The organism is Mycobacterium sp. SVM_VP21 (genome assembly GCA_024758765.1).
Taxonomy (GTDB): domain Bacteria; phylum Actinomycetota; class Actinomycetes; order Mycobacteriales; family Mycobacteriaceae; genus Mycobacterium; species Mycobacterium heraklionense_C.
The window spans coordinates 3,293,264-3,308,423 of the sequence record CP101406.1; the positions used below are offsets into that span (position 1 = coordinate 3,293,264).

The 15,160-nt window shown below is 68.8% G+C and carries 16 protein-coding genes; 8 read left to right on the top strand and 8 right to left on the bottom strand.

The genetic code is table 11. The features are described from left to right. Position 1: 1 nt before the first annotated feature. The 6 genes from NM962_15255 to NM962_15280 are packed head-to-tail and all read right to left on the bottom strand — an operon-like array spanning position 2 to position 4,320. The gene (locus NM962_15255) at positions 2 to 646 is read right to left on the bottom strand and encodes an urease accessory protein UreD (GenBank protein ID UVO11329.1); all 645 of its coding nucleotides are present in this window, start codon (positions 644 to 646) and stop codon (positions 2 to 4) included. After that, positions 646 to 1,326: an urease accessory protein UreG gene (ureG, locus tag NM962_15260; protein ID UVO11330.1), complete on the bottom strand. Its 681-nt coding sequence runs from the start codon at positions 1,324 to 1,326 to the stop codon at positions 646 to 648. The genes NM962_15255 and ureG overlap by 1 nt, the downstream gene beginning before the upstream one ends. Before the next feature lie 10 nt (positions 1,327 to 1,336). Next, positions 1,337 to 1,972, bottom strand: a complete 636-nt coding sequence (locus tag NM962_15265; GenBank protein UVO11331.1) for an urease accessory protein UreF — start codon at positions 1,970 to 1,972, stop codon at positions 1,337 to 1,339. Positions 1,973 to 1,982: 10 nt separating this feature from the next. Further along, a complete protein-coding gene (locus NM962_15270; protein ID UVO11332.1) occupies positions 1,983 to 3,704 on the bottom strand; it encodes an urease subunit alpha in 1,722 nt (573 codons plus the stop codon). Next, the gene (locus NM962_15275) at positions 3,704 to 4,015 is read right to left on the bottom strand and encodes an urease subunit beta (GenBank protein UVO11333.1); all 312 of its coding nucleotides are present in this window, start codon (positions 4,013 to 4,015) and stop codon (positions 3,704 to 3,706) included. Before NM962_15275 ends, NM962_15270 begins: the two co-directional genes overlap by 1 nt. 2 nt (positions 4,016 to 4,017) lie before the next feature. Then, entirely contained in the window at positions 4,018 to 4,320 is a 303-nt protein-coding gene (locus tag NM962_15280; protein UVO11334.1) for an urease subunit gamma, read from the bottom strand. 69 nt (positions 4,321 to 4,389) lie between these two features. On the opposite strand from NM962_15280, the gene NM962_15285 reads away from it, so the two are divergent. Further along, positions 4,390 to 6,153 carry a proline--tRNA ligase gene (locus tag NM962_15285; protein ID UVO11335.1) on the top strand — a complete coding sequence of 588 codons (1,764 nt, stop codon included), beginning with the start codon at positions 4,390 to 4,392 and terminating at the stop codon, positions 6,151 to 6,153. A 1-nt stretch (position 6,154) separates the two neighbouring features. Here NM962_15285 and NM962_15290 read toward each other — a convergent pair whose 3' ends face one another. After that, on the bottom strand, positions 6,155 to 6,613 hold the full coding sequence (locus NM962_15290; GenBank protein ID UVO11336.1) for a ferritin-like domain-containing protein: 459 nt from the start codon (positions 6,611 to 6,613) through the stop codon (positions 6,155 to 6,157). Beyond that, positions 6,610 to 7,083, bottom strand: a complete 474-nt coding sequence (locus tag NM962_15295; protein UVO14757.1) for a hypothetical protein — start codon at positions 7,081 to 7,083, stop codon at positions 6,610 to 6,612. The genes NM962_15290 and NM962_15295 overlap by 4 nt, the downstream gene beginning before the upstream one ends. 228 nt (positions 7,084 to 7,311) lie before the next feature. Here NM962_15295 and rimP point away from each other — a divergent pair, with 228 nt between their 5' ends. The 7 genes from rimP (at position 7,312) to NM962_15330 (ending at position 15,149) form a co-directional block, all read left to right on the top strand. Further along, the gene (gene rimP, locus NM962_15300; GenBank protein ID UVO11337.1) at positions 7,312 to 7,845 is read left to right on the top strand and encodes a ribosome maturation factor RimP; all 534 of its coding nucleotides are present in this window, start codon (positions 7,312 to 7,314) and stop codon (positions 7,843 to 7,845) included. An 82-nt stretch (positions 7,846 to 7,927) separates the two neighbouring features. Next, positions 7,928 to 8,971 (top strand): transcription termination factor NusA, encoded by a 1,044-nt coding sequence (gene nusA, locus NM962_15305; GenBank protein UVO11338.1) that lies wholly within the window; start codon positions 7,928 to 7,930, stop codon positions 8,969 to 8,971. 156 nt (positions 8,972 to 9,127) lie between these two features. After that, positions 9,128 to 9,511 (top strand): YlxR family protein, encoded by a 384-nt coding sequence (locus NM962_15310; GenBank protein ID UVO11339.1) that lies wholly within the window; start codon positions 9,128 to 9,130, stop codon positions 9,509 to 9,511. Positions 9,512 to 9,577: 66 nt separating this feature from the next. Beyond that, positions 9,578 to 12,364, top strand: a complete 2,787-nt coding sequence (infB, locus tag NM962_15315) for a translation initiation factor IF-2 (protein UVO11340.1) — start codon at positions 9,578 to 9,580, stop codon at positions 12,362 to 12,364. Then, entirely contained in the window at positions 12,364 to 12,843 is a 480-nt protein-coding gene (gene rbfA / locus NM962_15320) for a 30S ribosome-binding factor RbfA (GenBank protein ID UVO11341.1), read from the top strand. The genes infB and rbfA overlap by 1 nt, the downstream gene beginning before the upstream one ends. Further along, positions 12,803 to 13,816 carry a bifunctional oligoribonuclease/PAP phosphatase NrnA gene (locus NM962_15325; protein UVO11342.1) on the top strand — a complete coding sequence of 338 codons (1,014 nt, stop codon included), beginning with the start codon at positions 12,803 to 12,805 and terminating at the stop codon, positions 13,814 to 13,816. Before rbfA ends, NM962_15325 begins: the two co-directional genes overlap by 41 nt. Beyond that, positions 13,809 to 15,149, top strand: a complete 1,341-nt coding sequence (locus NM962_15330) for an MATE family efflux transporter (GenBank protein UVO11343.1) — start codon at positions 13,809 to 13,811, stop codon at positions 15,147 to 15,149. Before NM962_15325 ends, NM962_15330 begins: the two co-directional genes overlap by 8 nt. Positions 15,150 to 15,160 lie beyond the last annotated feature (11 nt).

Sequence of the window (15,160 nt, forward strand, 5' to 3'; positions counted from 1 at the left end):
GCTAGGTCCCCAGTAGCTCATCCTGGCGGGTGCTCAGCGTTCCTCCACCGGCCAGTGCGAGAACCGTCCACCGCGGATCGGCCGTCTCGGTGGGACATAGTGCGGGATAGTTGAATTCGCTGATCGTGGCGCGCGGTGCGTACAGCGCGTCGTCGGCCAGCGAGCCTGCCCCGAGTTCCATCCGATGGCGCAGCAGTGGGCGATAATCCCGGTCGGCTCGCAGCGATCCCGACCAGTGGCCCTGCCGCTCCCCGGTCCTGCCGATCTGTACCCGCTCGCGCAGGCGCACCGAGGCGTCGTCGTAGAGGTGCAGTGCGGTGAGACAGGCATGCCGTGCGTCGGCGGCGACGATGGTGGGCTCGAGGTCGACGTCCAGCACACCGGCCACTTCGATCTGCCAATCCGCGCTCGAGCTCAGGCTGGCGGCACCCGGCAGCACCACGGTGGCGGCTGCGCTACGCAGTGTCAGCCGGGCACCGGCCTCCACGATCAGACGGACCGAGATGACGTCGCCGCCCAGGGGAGTGGCGGCCGCCGACACCAGATGCACCCTGTCGGGCCCGGTGCGCCGGGCCGCCAGACCACCATCGAACTCGATGCGCGGCAGCCGGTTCGGGCAGGCGATCACCGTGACGCGGGAATGCATCAAGGATTCGAATGCTCGCGCAACTGGTCGCGGACCCAGGCGAGGACCTCGGTGGCGGCCGGGTCCTCGGTCAACGACTGCAGCACCGTGGGCCGACCGTCGCGCACGTTGGCGGCGTCGCGGGCCATGACCTGCAAGTCTGCGCCCACCATCGGTGCGAGGTCGGTCTTGTTCACCACCAACAGATCTGAGTAGGTGACTCCGGGACCGCCCTTGCGCGGCACCTTGTCGCCACCGGCCACATCGACGACGAAGATCTGTACGTCGATCAGCCCCGAGGAGAACGTCGCCGTCAGATTGTCGCCACCGGACTCGACCAGAATCAGGTCAAGCCCGCTGTGCGCGGCCATCAGGTCATCGATGGCATCCAGGTTCGCGGTGATGTCATCCCGGATCGCGGTGTGCGGGCAGCCGCCGGTCTGCACGGCCGAAATCCGGTCATCGGGGAGCACCGCGTGCTTACGCAGGAAGTCGGCGTCCTCGGTGGTGTAGATGTCGTTGGTCAGTACCGCCAGCGACAACTCGTCCCGCAACTGCCGGCACAGCGCGGCGACCAGCGCCGTCTTGCCCGACCCGACCGGACCGCCCACGCCGATGCGCAGCGGTTCACCGGGCTTGCGGACTCGCTTCGGCCTATCGACATGGGTGTGCGGCGCACCGTCGAGGAAATGAGGTGGCATGACGCTCCTTTCACGAAACAAACAGTGGGCGCTCGCGGGTGGTGTGCCGTTGAGCGAGCATGTCCAGCAACGGATCTGACAGGTCTGCTAGGCCGATGGTCGCCTCGGCGGCGGTACGCTCGCACAGGTCCGCCAGACCGAAGGTCACGGCGGCGACATCGGCCGGATCCAGCGCCAGCAGGCGCTGCGCAGCGGTAGCCGAACTGGTCATTGCGGTGTACACCAGCGTCAGTGCGTTCTGGTTCGGGCTCAGGGCGCTGACCGCGCCCACCAGTCCTGCGACGGTGGCAAGGTGGGGCCGGGTGCCCAGTGCATCCCAGCACGGGTTGGGCCACACCCGCCGGGCCAATCGCGCCAAGCCGCGGCCCTGGCTGCGCGACGCCTCCCGGGATGCCGGGGCCGGGGTGCGGGCATCGGTTTCCTCATCGGCGTCGGCGACGCTGAGATCGCCTCGATGCACCGCTGCCGCTATCGAGGCGGTGACCAGACCGTGGCTGCGGACCCGGCGCACCAAGAAGGCTTCCAGAGTGGCCAGATTCGTCACCAGGCCGCTGGTGACCGCCTCCTCCAGGCCGCCGGAATGCACATGACCGCCGACCGGCAGTCGAGAATCGGCCAGGGTGAGCAACGTCGCGAGCCCAGACATCACATAGCCATCAGAACAGAAAGTAGCGTTGTGCCATAGGTAGTTCGGCCGCCGGTTGTTCCTCCCAGACCTCGCCGTCGATGCGCACGGTGAAGGTGTCGGGGTCCACGGCGATGTCGGGCAGGGCATCGTTGAGGGGCAACTGGGCTTTTCCGAACGCACGGACATCGGCCACCGGAACCAGTCGCCGCTCGACGGCCAACTTCTCGGCCAGGCCTGCCTCGATGGCCTGGGGCGAGACGAAGTGCACCGACGTCGCCGCTGCGGTCTTCGGTGCGGCGCCGAACATCGGCCGGGGAAACACCGGCTGCGGCGTGGGAATCGACGCGTTGGCGTCGCCCATCGCAGCCCAGGCGATCGCGCCGCCCTTGAGCACGGCATGGGGGCGGACACCGAAGAATGCCGGCTCCCACAACACCAGATCGGCCAGCTTGCCCACCTCCACCGAACCGATCTCGTCGTGCAGTCCGTGGGTGATCGCTGGACAGATGGTGTATTTCGCTATGTACCGCCGGACCCGGTTGTTGTCGGCCGCGTCGTCTCCGATCAACGAGCCGCGGCGGCGCTTCATCACGTGGGCGGTCTGCCAGGTACGCAGCACGACCTCGCCGATGCGGCCCATCGCCTGGGAGTCGCTGCCGATCATCGAGATCGCGCCCATATCGTGCAGCAGGTCTTCGGCGGCGATCGTCGACGGCCGGATCCGGCTCTCGGCGAATGCCAGGTCTTCGGGAACCGCGGGATTGAGGTGATGGCAGACCATCAGCATGTCGAGATGCTCGTCGAGGGTGTTGACCGTGTGCGGGCGGGTGGGATTGGTAGAACTGGGCAACACGTTGGGTTGTCCTGCGACGGTGATGATGTCGGGCGCGTGCCCACCGCCGGCTCCCTCGGTGTGGTAGGTGTGGATCGGTCGGCCGGCTATCGCGGCCAGGGTGTCCTCGACGAAGCCCATCTCGTTGAGGGTGTCGGTGTGCAACGCCACCTGTACCCCGGCGGCCTGTGCGACGGTCAGGCAGGTGTCGATGGCCGCCGGCGTCGCACCCCAGTCCTCGTGCAGCTTGAAACCCGATGCACCGTCGCGTAACTGCTCCCACAACGACGCGGCATTGGCGGTGCTGCCCCGGCCGAGCAGGGCGATGTTGATCGGCCAGCCGTCCGTCGCCTCGAGCATCCGGGCCAGGTGCCAGCCGCCGGGGGTAACGGTCGTGGCTTTGGTGCCCTCGGCGGGCCCGGTTCCTCCACCGATGAGGGTGGTGATCCCGGAACCGAGCGCCTCGGGAATCTGCTGGGGGCAGATCAGGTGGACGTGGCAGTCGACCGCCCCGGCGGTGACGATGCGGCCGTTGCCGCTGATGATTTCGGTCGACGGTCCGACCACCAGGTCCGGGTCGATGCCGTCCATTGTGTCGGGATTTCCGGCCTTGCCGATCCCGACGATGCGCCCGTCGCGAATCCCGATGTCGGCTTTGATGATTCCCCAATGGTCGATGATGACCGCTCCGGTGATGACGGTGTCGGGCGCGCCGTCGGCTCGGGTCGCCCGACCCTGACCCATCGATTCGCGCAGCACCTTGCCGCCGCCGAAGATTGCCTCGTCGCCGGCGTGCCCGGGCCCGCCGCTGCGGTCTTCAGTGATCTCCACCAGCAAGTCGGTGTCGGCCAGCCTGATCCGGTCGCCGGTGGTCGGCCCGAACAGTTGCGCATAGTGCGCTCGGGACAATCGCGCCATCAGTCGTCCAACCTTCCCGGCGGGGTCAGCGTGAGGCCCGGTACTTCACGGCGTCCGCCCAGCGGTATCACCCAGACGGTGCGAGCAACCCCCGGCTCGAAGCGAACCGAGGTGCCGGCCGGGATATCCAGCCGGCGACCGTGGGCCGCGGCCCGATCGAACGACAGCGCGGTGTTGGCCTGAGGCAGGTGGACGTGACTGCCGACCTGGACCGGGCGGTCGCCGGTATTGACGATCTGCACTTCCAACCGCTCGGCGCCCGGGTTGATCTCGATCTCGCCGGGGCCGAACAGGATCTCGCCGGGTATCACCGTCAGCCGATCGGATGGTGCACGGAGACCAGCTTGGTGCCATCCGGGAACGTGGCCTCGGCCTGTACCAGATCCAGCATCTCGGGAACGCCCTCCATGACGTCATCGCGCCCGAGTACTTCGCGCGCGCTGGCCATCAGCTCGGCGACGGTTCGCCCGTCACGCGCGCCCTCGAGAATGTGGTCGGTGATGATCGCGACGGCTTCGGGATGGTTCAGCCGTAGGCCCCGAGCACGACGCCGCCGCGACAGCTCCGCGGCGTAGGACAGCAGCAAACGTTCCTGCTCATGCGGGGTGATGCGCATATCACGCGATCATGCCACGCCCCTCCCGCCTCGCCGCTGAAAAGGGCCGTCCCGATAGGCTCTGCGGCTGTGATCACCCGGATGTCCGAACTGTTCCTTCGCACCCTGCGCGACGACCCCGCCGATGCCGAAGTCCCCAGCCACAAGCTGCTGATCCGGGCCGGCTACATCCGGCCGATCGCACCCGGCCTGTACAGCTGGCTTCCGTTAGGTCTGCGGGTGCTGCGCAACATCGAGCGAGTGGTCCGCGAGGAGATGAACGCCATCGGCGGCCAGGAGATCCTGTTCCCGGCGCTGCTGCCGCGCGCACCGTATGAGACCACCAACCGCTGGACCGAATACGGCGACGGCCTGTTCCGGCTCAAGGACCGCCGCGACAACGACTACCTGTTGGGTCCCACCCACGAGGAACTGTTCACCCTGACGGTCAAGGGGGAGTACAACTCCTACAAGGACTTCCCGGTGGTGCTGTATCAAATCCAGACCAAATACCGCGATGAGGCCCGGCCGCGGGCCGGCATCCTGCGCGGCCGCGAATTCGTCATGAAGGACTCCTATTCTTTCGACGTCAACGACTCCGGTCTGGCCACCGCCTACGATGCGCACCGGGTGGCCTATCAGAAGATCTTCGACCGGCTCGGCGTGCGGTATGTGATCGTCTCCGCGGTGTCGGGCGCCATGGGCGGATCGGCCTCCGAGGAATTCCTCGCCGAGAGCGCGGTCGGTGAAGACACCTTCGTGCGATGCCTCGAGTCCGGCTATGCCGCCAACGTCGAAGCGGTGACCACTGCCCGCCCCGAGCCACAGTCGGTCGACGGCTTGCCTGAGCCGCAGGTGCACGACACCGGTGACACCCCGACGATCGCCACCCTGGTGGAGTGGGCCAACTCTGCTGATCTGGGCGTCAGTCGCCCTGTCACCGCCGCCGACACCCTCAAGAACGTGCTGCTCAAGGTCCGCCAGCCCGACGGTGACTGGGAGCTGCTGGGCATCGGGGTCCCCGGCGACCGCGAGATCGACGAGAAGCGGCTCGGCGCGGCGCTCGAACCCGCCGAGTACGCACTGCTCGGCGACGGCGACTTCGCCAAACACCCGTTCCTGGTGAAGGGCTACATCGGTCCGAAGGCGCTGCAGGACAACGGAGTGCGCTACCTGGTCGACCCGCGTGTGGTAGACGGCACCAGCTGGATCACCGGCGCCGACGCCCCCGGCAAGCACGTCGTGGGGCTGGTCGCCGGGCGTGACTTCCACGCCGACGGCACCATTGAGGCCGCCGAGGTCCGTGACGGGGACCCGTCACCGGATGGGGCCGGCCCGCTGGTCAGCGCCCGGGGCATCGAGATCGCTCACATCTTCCAGCTCGGCCGCAAGTACACCGACGCGTTTGCGGTTGACGTCCTCGGCGAGGATGGCCGTCCGGTGCGGCTCACCATGGGTTCCTACGGCGTCGGCGTCTCCCGGCTGGTGGCTGTCATCGCCGAACAGCAGCACGACGAGCTGGGCCTGCGTTGGCCCTCGCAGGTCGCCCCGTTCGACGTACACGTGGTGATCGCCAACAAGGACGAGGCCGCGCGCGCCGGGGCCACCGAACTGGTAGCCGAACTGGACCGGCTCGGTCTGGAGGTGCTCTTCGACGACCGCACCGCGTCACCTGGAGTGAAGTTCAAGGACGCCGAGCTGCTCGGCATGCCGGTGGTGGTGGTGGTCGGCCGCGGTTGGGCCGACGGGGTCGTCGAACTGCGGGACCGTTTCTCCGAGGAGAAGCGGGAACTTGCTGTCGGCGCCGAGCTGGCCGGGCAGGTCCTTGCCGCGATCCGCGGGCAGGTCGGCTAGTTCAGTCCTGGCCGCCCGGGAAAGCCTGGGTGATCGGCCAATTCCCCAGCGCGCGGTTCCAGTGCGCGGCCAGCACGGCGCTCTGGCCGAGCGCGGTCGCCGCGAATTCCCGGTCGGCGGCATCGCTGGCCTGTTCGACGACCGCGCGCCAGGCCGCCGCAGTGTCGTTTTCCATCCGGACCGCCAGCCGCAGGGCATCGTTGGACGTAGTCACCGACATGGGCAACTGGTATCCAGCCGCGGCGGGCGGGACGGCAACCGAGCGGCTGGTCAGGATCGCGATGGTGCGATCCCGGCGTTCGCGGTGCTGACGGATGGTGGTGACCACCAGATCGTTGAATTCCGGCAGTGAGTACGCCGACACCAGCCCGTAGCCGTAGACGACTCCGTGTTCGGTGGCCAGGGCATCGGTCAGGGCCGCGTCAGGGCCCGATGCCGGGCGGGGTTCGGGAGATGTCATGCCTGCATCACCAGGGCGACTGCGTAGGAGGCCGTGCAGGCCGCGGCGATGGAGGCCAGCAGCCCGGCCCGGTAACCCGACGAGGCGACCGCCAGCTTCCCGGCGCCGTCGGCGGCGGCCCGCAACGCGCTGATCACCTGCGAGACCGTCGGAGCGGGCGCGTCCGGCGCGGCACTGGGCGTGGTGGTTTCGGTCTCGTCCGCCGGCGTCCTTCCGGCGGCGCGGGCGATCTCGGCCGCCAGCGCTCGGGCATGGTCGGTTCGCTCCTGCGACACCTGATCCAGTGCCGCGGCCAGCGCCTTGGACTCCGGGTCGGTCAGTGCGGTGGCGGCTGCGGTGGCCAGCTCGCTGTCGCGCAGTGCCAGCTGTCGCTGCGCTTCCAGGTCGTCGACGAGGGGTGCCGTTGGAGCTGAGCCGCAGGCCGGCGCCGCAACGGCCAGCAGGGCGAGCATCCCGGCACCGGTGAGCATGCGCCGTCGGTCGATGGCGGACAGGGGGCCGGGCACCCTGACATCCTGCCATTGCGACCGTGCGGCAGGGACGCGACGTGGCCGCGAGCGGGCCAAGGTACGCTGACGGGCGCTTTTGCCGGTTTGCTGTGGCTATGTTTCCCACGGCGTATCGTTGATAACTGGTTCCCGGCCGCGCCTGGCGCGTGGGAACGCGCCGACTGAACAACTCAAGATGAGGAGCTCGCCGTGGCCACCGGGCTACCTTCCCAGACACAGGTGATCGAGCTGCTCGATGCTGAGTTCACCCGCGCCGGATTCGAGATCGAAGACGTCGTCGTCGACGATCAGGACCCGCTGCCGCGAATCACCGTGGTCGCCGACGGCGACACCCCACTTGATCTGGACACCGCCGCGGCGTTGGCCCGCTCGGCGTCGGACTTGCTCGACACCCTGGAATTCGACAATCAGTACGTGCTGGAGGTCAGCTCGCCCGGCGTGGGCCGGCCGCTGACCTCCGCGAAGCATTTTCGGCGCGCGCACGGTCGCAAAGTTGAGCTGACGCTGTCCGACGGGTCGGGTCTGACCGGTCGACTGGGCGTCGTCGATGACGACATCCTGACGCTGGTGGTGCGTGCCGGGAGGGACTGGAACCGTCGCCGTGTGCCACTGAGCGAAATCAGTCGAGCGGTGGTGCAAGTCGAATTCTCGCCGCCGAGCGAACGTGAGTTGGAATTGGCGGGCATCAAGGACCCCGAGGCCGGAACGGAGGCCGGAGCATGAACTGCGCCGGCGACGATGCGGTGGGGGCACCCCCAGCCGGTCAGCGGCTAGCGGGACGTAGCGACGGAGAGGAGTGGCGCCAATGAACATCGACATGGCCGCGCTGCATGCGATCGAGGCAGACAAGGGCATCTCGGTTGACGTGGTCGTGGACACGATCAAATCGGCGTTGCTCACCGCATACCGCCACACCGAAGGTCATCAGGCCGACGCGGTAATCGATGTCGACCGCAAGACCGGCGTGGTGCGGGTGCTGGCTCGCGAGACCGACGACGACGGCAACGTGATCAGCGAATACGACGACACGCCCGAGGGCTTCGGGCGGATCGCGGCGACCACGGCCCGCCAGGTGATCCTGCAGCGGTTGCGGGATGCCGAGAACGAGAAGGCCTACGGAGAATTCTCGGCGCGGGAGGGCGACATCGTCGCCGGAGTCGTCCAGCGCGACGCCCGGGAGAATGCGCGCGGTGTCATCGTGGTGCGACTCGGTACCGAGGCGAAGGGCTTCGACGGCGTCATCCGCCCCGCAGAGCAGGCACCCGGTGAGGCCTACGAGCACGGCGACCGGCTGCGCTGCTACGTGATCGGTGTGACTCGGGGCCTGCGCGAGCCGCGGATCGAGCTGTCGCGTACCCACCCGAATCTGGTGCGCAAGCTGTTCGCCCTGGAGGTCCCCGAGATCGCCGATGGGTCGGTGGAGATCGTCGCGGTCGCCCGCGAGGCCGGCCACCGATCCAAGATCGCGGTGGCCTCGCAAGTTCCCGGACTCAACGCCAAGGGCGCCTGCATCGGCCCGATGGGCCAGCGTGTGCGCAACGTGATGAGCGAACTGGCCGGCGAGAAGATCGACATCATCGACTACGACGAGGACCCGGCGCGCTTCGTCGGCAACGCGCTGTCACCCGCCAAGGTGATGTCGGTGACGGTGATCGACCAGGCTGCCCGGGCCGCGCGCGTGGTGGTGCCGGACTTCCAGCTGTCCTTGGCCATCGGCAAGGAAGGCCAGAACGCCCGGCTGGCGGCCCGGCTGACCGGTTGGCGCATCGATATCCGCAGCGACGTCCCGGAGCCCGGCACCAATGGCGCCGAGCGTGAGGCCGGTCAGGGCGTGGCCCACGAAGCCTGAGCGGGATGCGACCAGCGCGCCAGTAGTGCACCGCCGGGCCTGTGCGGCGGTTCCAGCTTCGGCTCTCCTGCGTCGAGCCTCGCTGAACCGCCGGGCCTATGCGGCGGTTCCATTCGGGTGGTTCGGGTCATCGCCGTTGTATGGGTAGACTGAGCCGTGATCCAGCGCGAGACTTCGACAACCGCCTCGCGGACGCACCGTTCCCCAGATGGACCGGTGCGCACGTGTGTCGGATGCCGGAAACGTGCGTTGACCGTCGAATTGCTTCGGGTGGTCGCGGTGTCAACGGAGAACGGCAACGGCGCCGTGATCATTGACCGCGCGGGCAAGCAACCGGGGCGGGGTGCGTGGTTGCATCCCGCATCGGAGTGCCTGCACGCGGCGATTCGGAGACGGGCATTCGTGCGCGCGCTGCGGATCAGCGGTTCCCCGGATGTATCCGGGGTGGAGGAGTACTTCGAAGGATTCGAAGATCGGCTCACCGCCCCGGGCAACAGAACAGGTAGCGAAGAACATGAGCACACCGTGAAGTCCCGATGACCATGCGTCATAGCTAAACCCGAGGCGCGGCCCACCACCGCTGTCGCCTCATAGACAGGAGATGTAGTGGCAAAGGCCCGCGTACACGAGTTGGCCAAGGAACTCGGTGTCACCAGCAAGGAAGTTCTCGCCCGCCTGAGCGAGCAGGGCGAATTCGTCAAGTCGGCATCCTCAACCGTGGAAGCCCCCGTCGCGCGGCGGCTGCGCGAGTCCTTCGGCGGCGGCAAGCCCGCGCCGAAGGCCGAAGCGCCCGCGGCCCCAGCGCCCGCCAAGGCCGCTCCGGCCCCGGCGGCAACACCGGGACCGGCGAAGCCGGCACCGGCCCCTGCGGCTGACGGTGCGGCCGCAAAGCCCGCCGCTCCCGCCGCTCCCGCCGCCGCAAAGCCGGCGGCTCCCGCAGCTGCAGTGGCTCCGGCCGCTCCGGCAGCCCCAGCGGCCGAGACCCCGCCGCCGGCAGCTGCAGCAGCCTCCCCGGCGGCTCCGCCCGCTCCCGGCCCCCGGCCGGCAGCACCGGGCCCCAAGCCCGGCGCCCGCACCCCGCGTGTCGGCAACAACCCGTTCTCCTCGGCGCAGCCGGTCGAGCGCGCCATTCCGCGTCCGCACCCGCAGGCGCCCCGCCCCGGCGGAGCCCCCCGACCCGGCATGCCCCGCCCCGGCGGCGGAGCGACGCCGGGCAACATGCCCGGACGCAGCAGCAACTTCGGCGCACAGGGTCGCCCGGCACGTCCCGGTGGTCCGCCGCGGCCCGGCGGCGGTGGCCGCCCCGGGGGCCCCGGAGGCCGTCCTGGCGGTCCCGGCGGCGGTCCGGGCGGTAACTACCGCGGTGGCGGAGCCGGCGGTCCCGGCGGTGCGGGTGGCCCCGCAGGCGCCGGCGCCGGAGGTTTCCGGGGCCGTCCCGGTGGTGGCGGCGGAGGTCGTCCCGGCCAGCGCGGTGGCGCGGCCGGCGCGTTCGGTAGGCCCGGCGGTGCACCTAAGCGGGGACGCAAGTCGAAGCGGGCGAAACGCGCCGAATACGAGAACATGCAGGCACCGGTCGTCGGTGGCGTGCGGTTGCCGCACGGCAACGGCGAGACCATCCGGCTGGCCCGCGGCGCATCGCTGTCCGACTTCGCCGACAAGATCAACGCCAACCCGGCTGCCCTGGTGCAGGCGCTGTTCAACCTCGGTGAGATGGTCACCGCCACCCAGTCGGTCGGCGACGAGACGCTGGAGCTGCTGGGCAGCGAGATGAACTTCGTCGTGCAGGTCGTCTCGCCCGAGGACGAGGACCGCGAGCTGCTGGAGTCCTTCGACCTGACCTATGGCGAGGATGAGGGCGGCGAGGAGGACCTGCAGAGCCGCCCGCCGGTGGTCACCGTGATGGGTCACGTCGACCACGGCAAGACCCGCCTGCTCGACACGATTCGCAAGGCCAACGTCCGCGAGGGCGAGGCCGGTGGCATCACCCAGCACATCGGCGCCTACCAGGTGGGCGTCGACTTCGACGGCTCCGAGCGCCTGATCACGTTCATCGACACCCCGGGTCACGAGGCCTTCACCGCCATGCGTGCCCGTGGTGCCAAGGCCACCGACATCGCGATCCTGGTGGTGGCCGCCGATGACGGCGTGATGCCCCAGACGGTGGAGGCGATCAACCACGCCCAGGCGGCCGACGTGCCGATCGTGGTGGCGGTCAACAAGATCGACAAGGAAGGTGCCGACCCGGCCAAGATCCGCGGGCAGCTCACCGAGTACGGCCTGGTCGCCGAGGACTTCGGTGGCGACACCATGTTCGTCGACATCTCCGCCAAGCAGGGCACCAACATCGCCGCGCTAGAGGAGGCGGTGCTGCTGACCGCCGACGCCGCCCTGGATCTGCGGGCCAACCCCGACATGGAGGCCCAGGGTGTGGCGATCGAGGCGCACTTGGACCGTGGTCGCGGCCCGGTGGCCACCGTGCTGATCCAGCGCGGCACGCTGCGGGTCGGCGACTCGATCGTCGCCGGCGACGCCTACGGCCGAGTCCGTCGGATGGTCGACGAACACGGCGAGGACGTCGAAGAGGCGACCCCGTCGCGGCCGGTGCAGGTCATCGGGTTCACCTCGGTGCCCGGTGCCGGTGACAACCTGCTGGTTGTCGACGAGGACCGGATCGCTCGCCAGATCGCCGACAAGCGCAACGCCCGCAAGCGCAACGCGCTGGCCGCGCGCTCGCGCAAGCGGATCTCCCTGGAGGACCTGGACTCGGCGCTGAAGGAAACCAGTCAGCTGAACCTGATCCTCAAGGGCGACAACGCCGGTACCGTCGAGGCGCTGGAAGAGGCCTTGATGGGAATCCAGATCGACGACGAGGTGCAGCTGCGGGTGATCGACCGCGGTGTCGGTGGCATCACCGAGACCAACGTCAACCTGGCATCGGCGTCGGACGCGATCATCATCGGGTTCAACGTGCGTGCGGAGGGCAAGGCCACCGAGCTGGCCAACCGCGAGGGTGTGGAGATCCGGTACTACTCGGTCATTTACCAAGCCATCGAAGAGATCGAGAGTGCGCTCAAGGGCATGCTCAAGCCGATCTACGAGGAGAAGGAGCTGGGGCGTGCCGAGATTCGCGCCATGTTCCGTTCCTCCAAGGTGGGCAACATCGCGGGCTGCCTGGTCACTTCGGGCATCATGCGCCGCAACGCCAAGGCGCGGTTGCTGCGTGACAACGTGGTGATCGCCGAGACCGTCACGATCTCCTCGCTGCGGCGGGAGAAGGACGATGTCACCGAGGTCCGCGACGGCTACGAGTGTGGTCTGACGCTGACCTACAACGACATCAAGGAAGGCGACGTCATCCAGGCCTACGAGCTCGTCGAGAAGGCTCGGACGTAGTGGCTGATCCGGCACGGGCACGCCGGCTGGCCAAGCGGATCTCCACGATCGTCGCCTCGGCGATCGAGTATGAGATCAAGGATCCGCGGCTGGCCGGCGTGACGATCACCGACGCGAAGGTGACCGCTGACCTGCACGACGCGACCCTGTACTACACGGTGCTGGGCCGATCCCTGGAAGACGACCCCGACTACGGCGGTGCCGCTGCCGCGCTGGAGGGCGCCAAGGGGGTGCTGCGGTCCAAGGTGGGCGCAGGCACCGGGGTGCGGTTCACCCCGACCCTGACGTTCGTGCGGGACACCGTGCCCGATGCCGCCCATCGGATGTCGGAACTGCTGGCCGCAGCCCAAGCCGCCGACGCCGACCTGGCCCGGATACGGGAGGGCAAGAAACCGGTCGGGGACGCCAACCCGTATCGCGAGGCACCGGGGCAAACCGATGCCGACGACAGCGGTGACGGTGAGCAGTCGGGCGACTGACCCGCTGCCCACGAGTCGGCGGGTGGACGCCGCCGAAGCCGTGGAACTGCTGGCGGGCGCGAACACGCTGGCGGTGATCTGTCATGTGCATCCCGACGCCGACACCATCGGCGCGGGGCTGGCGCTGGCCTCGGTCCTGCGACGGCGCGGCAAGGCCGTCGAAGTCAGTTTTGCTCGGCCGGCGGCACTTCCGCAGTCGCTGCAGTCGTTGCCGGGCGGCGATCTGCTGGTCGCCGCCGACGTGATGCGTCGCGACGTCGATCTGGTGGTGACCGTCGACGTCTCGAGCACGGATCGGCTCGGGGAGCTGGGGCAGCTGGCAGTCGGACGCGAGCTGCTGGTGATCGACCATCATGCTTCGAACCAGTTATTCGGTACGGCCAATTTCATTGATGCATCGGCGGATTCGACGACGATGATGGTGGCTGAACTGATCGACGCCTGGGGCGAGCCGATAGACGCCGACGTGGCGCACTGCCTGTATGCGGGGCTGGCCACCGACACCGGGTCGTTCCGGTGGGCCAGTCCCCGCGCGCATCGGCTGGCGGCGCGCCTGGTGGACGCCGGAGTCGACAACGCGGCGGTCGCCCGGACCGTCATGGACACCCATCCGTTCGGCTGGCTGACGATGCTGTCGCGGGTGCTGGCGGGCGCGCAACTGCTGCCGGACGCGGCGGGTGGGCGCGGGCTGGTCTATGCGGTGGTCGACCATGCCGAGTGGACCGCGGCGCGGCCCGAGGAGGTGGAGAGCATCGTCGACATCGTGCGCACCACCGCGCAGGCTGAGGTGGCGGCGGTGTTCAAGGAGACCGAGCCGGGGTGCTGGGCAGTGTCGATGCGTGCCAAGTCGGCGGTGGACCTGAGCGCCGTGGCCGTGGCTTTCGGCGGCGGCGGTCACCGCCTGGCCGCTGGATACACGGTCACCGGCACGGCAGCGGACGTGGTTGCCGCGCTGGTTGCCGGCCTTGGCTGACGATTCCGGCGCCGGGGCAAAGTCTCGCGCAAGCGGGAGGTACCCCCAGATCGCGGCGTTGGCCCTGCCGGCGCTGGTGGTGTTGGCCGCTGAACCGCTGTATCTGTTGTTCGACACCGCGGTGGTCGGCCGGCTCGGCGCCCTGGGCCTGGCTGGGCTCGCGATCGGCGGGATGGTCCTGAGTCTGGTCGCCTCGCAGGCCACCTTCCTGTCCTACGGAACGACGGCGCGATCGTCGCGGCATTTCGGTGCCGGCGATCGCTCTGCCGCGGTCGCCGAGGGAGTACAGGCCACCTGGCTGGCCCTTGGCCTGGGCGTGCTCGTCGTGCTGGCGGTGCAGGCGGTGGGGGAGCCGCTGGTCTCGACCATTGCCGGACGTGACAGCATCGCGCAAGCCGCGTGGGCGTGGCTGCGGATTGCCATTTTTGGTGCACCGGCAATTCTGGTGTCGCTGGCGGGCAACGGATGGCTGCGCGGGGTGCAGGACACGGCGCGGCCGCCACGTTATGTGGTTGCCGGCTTCGCGCTTTCGGCGCTGTTGTGCCCGCTGCTGGTCTTCGGCGGGCTGGGCATGCCGCGCTGGGGCCTGGCCGGCTCGGCGGTGGCCAACTGTGCGGGCCAGTGGCTTGCCGCGCTGTTGTTCCTGCGTGCCCTGCGCTCCGAACCGGTGTCATTCAAGCTCGATGGCGGCATTCTGCGGGCGCAACTGATCATGGGACGCGATCTCATCGCGCGCTCGCTGGCATTTCAGGCCAGCTTCGTTTCGGCCGCTGCGGTCGCGGCGCGATTCGGGGCCGCAGCGTTGGCTGCCCATCAGATCGTGTTGCAGCTGTTCAACTTCCTGGCGTTGGCCCTTGATTCGCTGGCGATCGCCGCGCAGGCGTTAGTGGGCGCGGCGCTGGGCGCATCGGACGTCCGACACGCCAAGGTGGTGGCCGGTCGGGTCACGGTGTTCTCCTTGGTTGCTGCTGCCGCATTGGCAGGGGTATTGGCCCTCGGTGCGCGCCTCCTGCCGGGATTGTTCACCAACGACGATGCGGTGCTGGCCGCGATCGGGGTGCCTTGGTGGTTTCTAGTGGCCCAATTGCCCATTGCCGGAATCGTTTTCGCGCTCGACGGAGTGTTGCTCGGAGCCGGTGACACGGCGTTCATGCGCACCGCCACCGTAATCAGCGCGCTGGTCGGTTTCCTGCCGCTGGTGTGGCTGTCGTTGGCCTTCGGCTGGGGCCTTGCCGGAATCTGGTCGGGACTGACCGCTTCTCTGGTGCTGCGGTTGCTGTTCGTCGGGTGGCGGGCACTGTCTGGACACTGGGTGCGTGCCGGACGGCCGTAGGATCGGCTGGC

Coding starts and splice junctions, on each gene's coding strand:
- NM962_15295 (UVO14757.1), bottom strand. CDS start 7,083: ATGCTCACCGGTGCCGGGATGCTCGCCCTGCTGGCCGTTGCGGCGCCG.
- NM962_15255 (UVO11329.1), bottom strand. CDS start 646: ATGCATTCCCGCGTCACGGTGATCGCCTGCCCGAACCGGCTGCCGCGC.
- NM962_15290 (UVO11336.1), bottom strand. CDS start 6,613: ATGACATCTCCCGAACCCCGCCCGGCATCGGGCCCTGACGCGGCCCTG.
- nusA (UVO11338.1), top strand. CDS start 7,928: ATGAACATCGACATGGCCGCGCTGCATGCGATCGAGGCAGACAAGGGC.
- NM962_15270 (UVO11332.1), bottom strand. CDS start 3,704: ATGGCGCGATTGTCCCGAGCGCACTATGCGCAACTGTTCGGGCCGACC.
- NM962_15325 (UVO11342.1), top strand. CDS start 12,803: ATGCCGACGACAGCGGTGACGGTGAGCAGTCGGGCGACTGACCCGCTG.
- NM962_15265 (UVO11331.1), bottom strand. CDS start 1,972: ATGTCTGGGCTCGCGACGTTGCTCACCCTGGCCGATTCTCGACTGCCG.
- ureG (UVO11330.1), bottom strand. CDS start 1,326: ATGCCACCTCATTTCCTCGACGGTGCGCCGCACACCCATGTCGATAGG.
- NM962_15280 (UVO11334.1), bottom strand. CDS start 4,320: ATGCGCATCACCCCGCATGAGCAGGAACGTTTGCTGCTGTCCTACGCC.